This is a genomic window from Bacillus sp. JFL15, assembly GCF_001184225.1.
GTDB lineage: Bacteria > Bacillota > Bacilli > Bacillales > Bacillaceae > Bacillus > Bacillus siamensis.
Genome location: NZ_KQ236690.1, coordinates 7,728 through 14,015 on the forward strand (window position 1 = coordinate 7,728; position 6,288 = coordinate 14,015).

At 37.0% G+C, this 6,288-nt stretch carries 3 protein-coding genes and 4 pseudogenes; 4 read left to right on the plus strand and 3 right to left on the minus strand.

The features are described from left to right. Window positions 1-1,689: pseudogene (locus AD710_RS18720) on the minus strand (recombinase family protein); the annotation flags it as partial. A gap of 784 nt (window positions 1,690-2,473) precedes the next feature. Between AD710_RS18720 and AD710_RS18725 the strand changes: the two are divergent. Together AD710_RS18725 and AD710_RS18730 are read left to right on the plus strand one after the other, a co-directional pair. Continuing rightward, entirely contained in the window at window positions 2,474-3,037 is a 564-nt protein-coding gene (locus tag AD710_RS18725; protein ID WP_029575229.1) for a hypothetical protein, read from the plus strand. A gap of 23 nt (window positions 3,038-3,060) precedes the next feature. Further along, a complete protein-coding gene (locus AD710_RS18730) occupies window positions 3,061-3,381 on the plus strand; it encodes a hypothetical protein (RefSeq protein ID WP_049628851.1) in 321 nt (106 codons plus the stop codon). Between the two features lie 126 nt (window positions 3,382-3,507). Here the strand turns inward: AD710_RS18730 and AD710_RS20390 are convergent. Together AD710_RS20390 and AD710_RS20395 are read right to left on the minus strand one after the other, a co-directional pair. Beyond that, a pseudogene (locus tag AD710_RS20390) lies at window positions 3,508-3,612 on the minus strand (excalibur calcium-binding domain-containing protein); the annotation flags it as partial. 171 nt (window positions 3,613-3,783) lie between these two features. After that, window positions 3,784-4,227, minus strand: a pseudogene (locus AD710_RS20395) (thermonuclease family protein); the annotation flags it as partial. Window positions 4,228-4,736: 509 nt separating this feature from the next. Here AD710_RS20395 and AD710_RS18740 point away from each other — a divergent pair. Further along, complete coding sequence (locus tag AD710_RS18740; protein WP_156187196.1) at window positions 4,737-5,171, plus strand: SMI1/KNR4 family protein; 435 nt, start codon at window positions 4,737-4,739, stop codon at window positions 5,169-5,171. A 36-nt stretch (window positions 5,172-5,207) separates the two neighbouring features. After that, window positions 5,208-6,288, plus strand: a pseudogene (locus AD710_RS18745) (ribonuclease YeeF family protein); the annotation flags it as partial.

A 6,288-nucleotide genomic window follows, 5' to 3' on the forward strand; every position in this document is an offset into this window, starting at 1 on the left:
TGTAGTCAGTATTAAACGGCTTTATCGGTTTTTTAAGATATTTACTGCATTTTGAGGGACTATCAGTGACGGTGAGATCGAAAACGAAAAATTAAACCTTAGGATAGGGGTGATTTCAAACTGAGCTGGAATTGGCCCTTTTCTTTTTTGTGTCATATTAACGATAACATCTTTGAAGACCATTCTTAATAGCGCGTTCTTTTTTTCTGTGTTTGATTCAATGTGATATTGATCAATTATCTTATTGATGTTGTTTCTGACTGTATTACTGTCTATTTCTGTTTGCGCTTCCTGAGTTCCATTGACCTCATTCTTGGCAATCTGGAGTTCTTCAAATTCTTTATCTAAAACAGCTTTTCTTTTCAAAAAAAGTTCATCAGTGTAAATGCCGCTTTCATATTTCTCGAAGATAAAATTCTCTTTGTTTTTTAATTCTTGTTCTTTTTGTGAAAGATATTCACATATTTGCTTCTTTGTTTTCACATTATTATTTCCGTCTTCGTATTTAGAAATCATTGAAATGATATGTTTTGTTAAAGTCTTATTATCTAAGTTGTTTAAAGAAGAGAGGTAATCCAAAAGGGCATTTTCAACATCGTTATATCTCACATAAGTGCATTTATTCTTTTTGCAAGTGAGTGATTTAACGTGATAGACACTTTTTGTGCCGTTTTTGTTTTCTCGCGTTCGCTTAGTTTCATATTTAGATAATGGTTCACCGCACTTGGAACAAGTGCATACGCCTGCCAATTCACTTAATTCCAATGTATTTTTATTAGGCAGCAGGGGGACTTTGTTTGCAATTTTCTCTTGTGATTGTTGAAATTGTTCTTGATCTATTATGGGGGCATGTGCATCCGGTACTACAATTTGTTCCTTTTCAGGTCTAATTGTTCGTTTACCGTCTTTTGTTTTTTCTCTAACCTTATATTTAACAGTTCCGATATACACTTCGTTTTGCAGAATTGCTTTAATTGTGTATTGATTCCAGCGCTTTTTTCCTGATGGAGTAGGTATTTGTAATTTTGTTAAGTGAGAAGCAATCGCTGTATAACTATAATCTTTTCCATTCAACCCATTTAAAAAGATGTTAAAGATGAATTGAACGACTTTTGCTTCTTCCTCGACGGGGACTAGTTTGGATGTTTTTTTGTTTAACCTGTATCCAAAAGGCGCTAGTCCGGAAATCCACTTCCCTTGCGCCGCATATGTGTATTTAGCGCCTGTCATACGCTCTCTGGTCATTTCAAATTCTTCTCTGGCCATAAATAATTCAAAACGAATTTGACGCATGTCTGCAGGATTTCGAGGGTCATAGACTTTATATGGTGTAATGATAATCAATCGCTTGCTTTGAAGAAGGTTAACTATTTGTCCCGCATCACTGTAGCTCCCGCGGCTGAGTCTTGTTAATTCTTTAACAGCAATTGCTTGGTACTTGCCTTCCTCGAGGTCTTTAAGACATTCTTTAAAAACAGGGCGACCCTCAATGCTTTCTCCTGACCCGATTTCCATTTTTAATTCATAAGGGATTTCAATCGACTTCAGTATTTTATTCATGAGTTCTTTTTGTTCAGTTAGCGTATCTTCGCCTGTTCTTTTTTCTCGCTCCATATCCTGACGAGAGCGTCTAAGATAACCCAAAATATTTGTAATGTTGTAAGAATTAACGATGTTTTTTAACTCCAAAAAATCAGCACCTCCTCTTTATTGTATTTACTGTAAAAACAGAAGTATTCGTACAATATTCTGTCTGACATTGAATACGAAAATAACCTAATAAATTGTAAGGGCAATATTCTTTGAGATCTATTCTGATCGTATTCATTTTTAAATTAAACGCCGACTGTCATTAACAGGGTTTTTTATTTTGTTCATTTAATCCTCATATGGAAGCGCTTAAGAGAAACTATAACTTGAACACTAAATAAAATAAGCAAAGAACTTAAAACGGTGGGGGACATATCAAAGGAACTTAATATCCCAGACTGGAGTATTCTGAATCTATTTAAGGCAAAAAAAGTGGACAAGCTTTCTTACCCTGAATTGTCAAAGAGGTGAGAGCAAAGGACTTTGATCTGCTATACGATTTGCATTTCAATAAAAAAATGAGTCTAAAAAAAGTTGACTGGAAATATGCCTATTCGCCTCCCTATATCCGTCAAGTTTTTAAGGATCAAGGAATTGAGCACTTGGCGTTCAAAAATCAGAATAAGAATTAGATATATTAACGGATGCATTAATTCTAAAAGCATCTAAGACTGTTTTTGAGAACAGTCTTTTTTGTGTAGTAAATATATCTTAAATTGTGAATAAATATTTGTTCACCTTAGTGATTTCTGGACGGTTTCAAACGTAGGACTGCCTTACCTTTTTTAAACGAATATAATAATAACAGGAAAAAATATAAATGTTTTATGGTATGGTGTTCAATGTGTTAAACAATAAAATTAGGGATAAAGGAGAGTTCAAATTGAAAAGCCTATTTGCTAAAATTCTTTTTATGTTGCTTGCAGCGGTTATAGCCATCCCGACTGTTGGAGCTTCGGCCTCAGAAGTGAAAAAAGCGAGTACTTCTAAACAGGACATGCAATTTACTTATAATCCAACCGAGCTTCAAAAACTTGCTAAAGAATACTCAGTCCCGGCAGTTAAAGAAAAAGGTATTTTAAATGCGGCCGAAGAATTAAAAGGTCTCGAAAATGGTAGTTCACAAGATCAAATGAGTACTATGGGAGCTAAAAGCGCTGCCGCTAAAGAAGCGATTAAGGTTATTAGAGGACTGGCAAATAATGCTTGGGCAAAAGACATATTAGGCACAATGTTCGGAAAATCTACGGTAAATAAGATTATTAAAAATACAAACAAAATTTGTAAGGTTCTCGAAGATATAACCGGAGCTCCTAAAGAGGTTGCTGCTATGGCAAGAAAACAAATCCCACCAGCAATTAAAGGTGCTGTTGGGGCAGGAGTTGCTGAAACAATTGGCATGGCAGTAGAATATATCATCCTTGCTGCAGATTATCTTGTTCTTTAAATTTTAAAATTAAAGGTGATAACATGACTGGAAATCGTTTTGTAGACTGGTGTAACGAGAATAACCTAAATTCTGAAGATGAAACTTTTCTCGTCCAGTTGTCAGCTGCATTTTGTAATTATGAAAATGATAAAGCGGAAGAAATGAGTAAGCAATTATTCATTAACCGATATGGTGAAGAGCTTGGAATTAGCTCTCTTAAAGGAGAGCATCGATCAGAATATGAAGAGATTATTCGTACTTATGAAAAGCATAATCACAAGCAGGACAAAATTAATATAGATGAACTGCTGCAGGCATTATTTGAGACTGAGATGATGTTATCTTTAAAAGAAAAGTTTTGATAAAATCATAATTGATGTATCATAGGGGGTTTAATCAGCCACTATAGTCCACAGAGTCCCTCACACGCTCTGTGGTTTTTGAATGTATCCAAATAAAAACAGAAGCCCCAGAGGACTTCAAAATAATTAATTCTTCTCACATGCAAAGTTGTCATTATCCCGATCCATTTTAGATGTATAAGCAGGATGAGTGCTTGGTACACCATGCGGATATTTCTTTCTCAGCTCTGTGCAGTTTGCAAAGTGTTCTGTTCCTCCAGCAGAAGGGGAGGCTTGTGCAGAGTTAGAAGAGCTGCTTGACGCTGAACTGCTTGAGTTCGATTGATGTGTCTCTGATTGGTGTGTGGTAACTGACTTTTGAGCCGGCTTAGATACACTTACTGATTTCTTCGGTTTCGTTGCGCAGCCATTAAATCCTTTATCAGTTGCATAGCCACTCTTACTCCAAATCTTCAAGTCCTTATCTTTCGCAGCCTGCTCATCTTTCTTATACGTGTCTAAATACTTCGTGTTTGGCTCATACACATAAGCTACTCGTGCTAATCCTTCTTTAAGCAGTGTTTCTTGTACTGATTTGCCATCTGCATAAACGTAAGCCAGCATTCTTCCATACTTATCAGTACGGTCACCTTTATCAAATTCTAATTGTAGCTTACCATTGTTCACCAGCTGTTTGTTTCTTGCTGAAGCATCCTCACCATATGGTTGTACGCAAGAGTTTGGCTTTTTAGTTTTAGGCGTATCAATAAGTAAATAACGAACAGTTTTGACTTCGCCTTTATAGTTAACTTTAATCGTGTCTCCGTCAACCGTTTTGTTTAGTGTTACATCGACCAGCTTTTTCTTTTTGTCAGATGCCTTTTTATCCGACGAATCCTTCTTTGAAGCATTTTCGACTTTTTCATTCTTGTCATTAGTACTTTTGTCATTTGATTGAGTGTCGGTCTTTGTCTCTTTTGCATTCTTTTCTTCTTGCTGCGTTGTTTTAGCTTTGTCTGAATCTGTTTTATCTGTAGAAGCAGAATCAGATCCACACGCGGCTAAAGAAAAGCTTAAAGATAATACGCAAATACCTAACATCCATTTCTTCATTGTAATTCCCCCAAATTTGTTTGTTCTGTCTCTATATATCGGACAAACCTTCCTAATTATAAGTATAAAACCAAAGATTGTAAAATTCATTTTGGCATTTTAGGACAATCAAATACAGTTGTGTGGTGAAATTTGGTAGTATGACCTTAGAGGAGGGAATTGAAATGGAAGAAGGAAAGTTAATTCGCATGACTCTTCATGGGATAAAGGAAGCTGTTTCGAAATACGGAACTTTTCCTATGTTTCAACATGGAGGGTATGTCATGGAAGATGCTACTTTTCAATTCAGAGATCCGGCCAGTCCTCAAGAAGTTAGCAGTCTAGAAAAAAAGCTTGGGGTAACTTTACCTAATGATTATAAAGAGTTTTTGTTCAATCACAATGGAATGGAAATGTTTAATGGTGTTGAGCTTCTTAGCACAGAAGGGATAATTGAATTTAATGAAGTTCAAGACTTCCCTAAGGGCTATATCCTAATTGGATACCACTATGATGGCAGGTATGTTGTTGACATAAACAAATCAAATAAGGGATTAGGATATATGATGTATCTAGATTCAATTGATGACATTGAAGGTGCGGTATATTTAGACTCTAACTTTGAGGTATGGTTTGACATGTTGGTGTCTTCAAATGGAACAAAATATTGGGAAGTGACCCCGAAAACTCAAGAGTATTATAAATATGTTTCAGAATAGAAAATTCAGATAAGATTAAGTGGAAAGGAGACGAAAATGAAGGTATTTGAAGCAGACTCGTTCATTTCAGCAGCGGAGAAACGAGCAAAAGAATATGATCAGATTAGAGAACAATTTATCAATCTCAGAAAAGCGTTTCAGGGAATGGCTGACTTAGACGACAGTGAGTTTTCAGGCAAAGGCGCCGACAATATCAAAGCCTTTTTTCAAGACCATGCTGGTGTCACAGACAGCTGGCTTGATCTGATCGATATGAAGATTGCGTTTCTTAACAGTATTTCAGGAAAAGTAGCTGATGCCGGATTGGCCGATTCGTTTGTGGAAGAGTCCTTTTTAGAACACGAGCTGATTCATGCGAAGAATAAATCAAAAGCCATCATGCAAGAGCAGCGGAATGAAATGAGGGATATTCTTAATGAGATAAGCGATATTGTTCATCTTGAGGTTTTCTCGACAGAGGATGTCGATCAAAAGCTGGATTCAGCTGATAAAAAAAGAAGCGAAACGATACATAAACTCGGCAAGCTTGATCACGATCTAACCAGAGAATACGCAGAAACCGAAGCGAACGAACAGTTCATCCAAGCCGACTTTCAGCAGCTCCAAAACGCTACGGGCAAAGGAAAAAACGCAACACCACTTCACTATAACGCCAAGGCGTACCGTGAAAGCGATATACATAAGAAAAAAGACGAGATTGCAAGATACTCAGACGCTTACCTGACAATTAAGAAGGAAGAGGCGAAAGAGCGGGAAATCAAGGATCTGAAGAAAAAGCTCGCTGACGGTGTGACTGATCCGGATGAATACCTGGAGATTGCGAAGAAGATCGGTTACGAGAATCTTGAACCTTCTCAGCAGCAATATGTCATTCAGCTTGAACAAGCAAACAGCTGGAAGAAGCCGGAGAAGTGACTTGGGACATTTTAAAAGGAGCCGGTGTCGGTCTTTATGATGTCGGGAAAGACACGGTAACCGGTTTATGGGATTTCATAACCGATCCGGGAGAAACCCTGTCAGCACTGGGGAATGCAGTGCTTCATCCAGTTGAAACATACGATGCTATTGCAACAGCAATAGAAGAATCGTATCAAAAAGATATGGTGAACGGAGATGC